The sequence below is a fragment of the Accumulibacter sp. genome, from assembly GCF_031732815.1.
Taxonomy (GTDB): domain Bacteria; phylum Pseudomonadota; class Gammaproteobacteria; order Burkholderiales; family Rhodocyclaceae; genus Accumulibacter.
In genome coordinates this window covers 1-3,337 of record NZ_JAVMKF010000228.1, presented here as the reverse complement: position 1 = coordinate 3,337, position 3,337 = coordinate 1, and the positions used below count along the sequence as shown (strand labels likewise).

Below are 3,337 nucleotides of genomic sequence, written 5' to 3'. Positions count from 1 at the left end.
GACTTCATCGAGCATTCGGTGAACAACGTCGAGGAGGCGTTGCGCGACGGCGCCATCCTGGTCGCCGTGATCCTTTTCATGTTCCTGCTCAACGTGCGTACCACGCTGATTTCACTGATGGCGATTCCGGTGTCGCTGCTGGTCACGGCACTCGTGTTCCGTTACTTCGGCCTGTCGATCAACACCATGACGCTGGGCGGCTTGGCCATCGCCATCGGCGAGCTGGTCGATGACGCAGTCGTCGGCGTCGAGAACGTGCTTCGGCGATTGAAGCTGAATCGAGCCGCCGACGCGCCGCGTCCGGTTGTCGAAGTGATTGCTGCCGCGACGCTGGAGGTACGTTCCGCCATCGTCTATGCGACCGTGATCATCGTTCTCGTGTTCGTGCCGCTGTTCGTCCTGCCGGGGATCGAGGGCCGGCTGTTCACGCCGCTCGGCGTCGCCTACATCGTCTCGATTCTCGCCAGCATGATCGTTTCGGTAACGCTGACGCCGGTCATGGCCTACTACCTGCTGCCGTCGATGAAGCAGCTCCACGCCGGCGACAGCCCGTTGGTGAGCTGGCTCAAGCGCTGGGATGCCCGGCTTCTGCACTGGTCATTCGGCCACGCGCGCCGCCTGCTGGCGGGTGCCGTGCTCCTGGTCGTCATCGTCGCGGCGAGCGTGCCCTTCTTTCCGCGCTCGTTCCTGCCGCCGTTCAACGAGGGCACGCTGACCGTCAACGTCCTGCTCAATCCCGGCACTTCGCTCGCCGAATCCAGCGCCATCGGCACCCTCGCCGAGCACCTGGTGATGCAGGTGCCGGAAGTCACGCAGGTTGGCCGGCGCACCGGCCGTGCCGAGCTGGACGAGCATGCGGAAGGCGTGCATTACACGGAAATGGACGTGGACCTGAAGGCCTCGGCGCGCAGTCGCGACGAGATCATCGCCGACATCCGGAGCCGTCTGGCCAGCCTGCCGGCCGCCTCCAACGTCGGTCAGCCGATTTCGCACCGACTCGATCACCTGCTTTCCGGTGTGCGCGCCCAGATTGCGCTGAAGATCTACGGCGACGATCTCGATACCCTGCGCGGCCTGGCGACTGAAATGCGTGAGCGGCTGGCGCGGATTCCCGGCGTGGCCGATCTGCAGATCGAAAAACAGGTGCTGATCCCGCAGGTCAAGATCCGGCTCGATTACGAGCAGGCGGCACGCTATGGCGTAGCGCCCGGCAACCTGTTGCGTGGACTGCAACAGATGATCGAGGGCGAGAAGATCACTCAGATCATCGAAGGCAACCGCCGCTTCGATCTCCTGTTGCGCTTGCCGGAGTCTGCGCGCGGGCCGCAGGCCTTGGCCGAACTTCTCATCGAGACGCCGACCGGCTACGTCCCCTTGTCCAAGATCGCCAGCGTCGAGGAAAGCGATGGTCCCAATCAGGTCAGCCGCGAGAACTCCCGCCGCCGCATCGTGCTTTCCGCCAATACCGACGGCCGCGACATGTCGAAGGTGATCGCCGACATCCGCGCCGAACTGGCCGCCAAGCCCATGCCCGAGGGCTATTTCACTGCGCTCGAAGGACAGTTCCAGGCACAGGAGCAGGCCGCCGAACTGATCACCTTGCTCGCGCTGGTGTCGCTGACGATGATCTTCATGGTGCTCTACAGCCGCTATCGCTCGATCGCGCTGACCCTGATCATCATGGGTAACATCCCGCTGGCACTGATCGGTAGCGTGCTCGCCCTGTGGATTTCCGGGCAGCCGCTGTCGGTCGCTGCTCTGGTCGGTTTCATCACGCTGACCGGCATCGCCACGCGCAACGGCATCCTCAAGATCAGCCACTACATCAACCTGTGCGCCTTCGAAGGCGAACGTTTCGGCGAGCACCTGATCGTGCGCGGATCGCTCGAGCGTCTGACGCCCGTCCTGATGACCGCGCTGGTCGCTGCCTTCGCGCTGCTGCCGCTGCTGCTCTCCGCCGATGCCCCGGGCAAGGAAGTCCTGCATCCGGTCGCCGTCGTCATCTTCGGCGGACTGGTCAGTTCGACCCTGCTCGATACACTGCTCACCCCGGTGATGTTCTGGCTCTGGGGGCAAGAGCCATTGCAGCGTTTGCTCGCCAGCTCGGAAAAAGAAAGTTTCTGACCCTGTTCATCACGCAAGGAGAGTCCCCATGAAGAAAACCCTGTTCCTGATCGCCGCGGCCAGTGCCTTGGCTCTGACCAGCCCGGCGTCGCTGGCCCACACCGACGATGTCCTCAATACCCAGAAAGCGCCCAATGGCGGTCAGTTGCGCATGGCCGGCGCGTATCACTTCGAGTTGGTCGTGGCCAAGGACAGCAAGGAAGCGAAAGACAACCCGGTGCTCGTCTATGTCACCGACCACGCTGGCGCGAAAGTCCCGACCAGCGGGGCCAGCGGGACGGCGACCCTGCTCGCCGGCAAGCTCAAGTCGAGCGCGACGCTGGCGCCGGATGGCGACAATCGGCTCAAGGGCATCGCCAGGTACGTGTCGACGCGGGACATGAAGGTCGTCGTCTCGATCAGCTTCCCGGGCAAGCCTGCCGAACAGGCGCGCTTCACACCGCTCGCCGTCGCCAAGGATGGACATGCGGATCACCAGCATTGAAGCGGGAAGCCCTCCGCAGCGACCGCCAGGAGAATGCACCGAGCACGCGAATGTCATCTCCGGGTCGGCTTGCTGTCCGGATGAATGCGTCAGACTGCTCCCGCCCGTCTGCTGCGCGCGCTGACCCGCCGCGCTGTGCTCGAGCCGGCAGACGCCGAGGCGATGGCGAACTGGGATCACGATGGCGGCTTCTCGCTCGACGCCAGCGTGCGCATCGAAGCGGCGGACCGCCAGGACCTGGAACGGCTGCTGCCGCATTGCGCTCGACCCGCCTTTGCGCTGGAGCGTCTGCGTGAAATCGACGCCGAAGACCTGGTCCATGCGAGCGTCAAGCCGGGTCCTGGCGGCCGCGTCAGCTTGATGCTCACGCCGCTCGTCTCGCGGCCAACCTGAAAGTGGTCGCCGTGAGCCGGCGTGCAGTTGGATGTCCTTGAAGTGTGGATGTTCTTCGAGAGATTGATAACGAGCTGGCGTTTCTTCGCTGCTTGGTTCTAGTTTGGTTTCCTCTCCAGACCGTGTGGTAGCCTGTCCTGTGGTGAGGCAGGAGGCGACGCGTGATGGTCAGAGCGAAGCAGGACCCCTGCGTGAATCGCGATCGGGCGTTCGTGCCGGACAGGCGTAACCCGCGGCACCAGCCTTATTGTGGGGCGGCGACATGCAGGGCGGCGAGCAGGCGGGCCAGCCAAGCCAGATGGCTCGCCAAGAACCCCGACTATCACCGCGGACCGG

General features: G+C 64.2%; 3 protein-coding genes. All 3 read left to right on the top strand.

Annotated features, from left to right (window positions below; genetic code table 11):
• The coding region (locus tag RKP46_RS14240; protein WP_311107244.1) for an efflux RND transporter permease subunit at positions 1-2,124 on the top strand (2,124 nt) is incomplete at its 5' end.
• Between the two features lie 28 nt (positions 2,125-2,152).
• Positions 2,153-2,608 carry a hypothetical protein gene (locus tag RKP46_RS14235; protein ID WP_311107243.1) on the top strand — a complete coding sequence of 152 codons (456 nt, stop codon included), beginning with the start codon at positions 2,153-2,155 and terminating at the stop codon, positions 2,606-2,608.
• Between the two features lie 84 nt (positions 2,609-2,692).
• Positions 2,693-3,001: a transposase gene (locus RKP46_RS14230; RefSeq protein WP_311107242.1), complete on the top strand. Its 309-nt coding sequence runs from the start codon at positions 2,693-2,695 to the stop codon at positions 2,999-3,001.
• Positions 3,002-3,337: the final 336 nt, after the last annotated feature.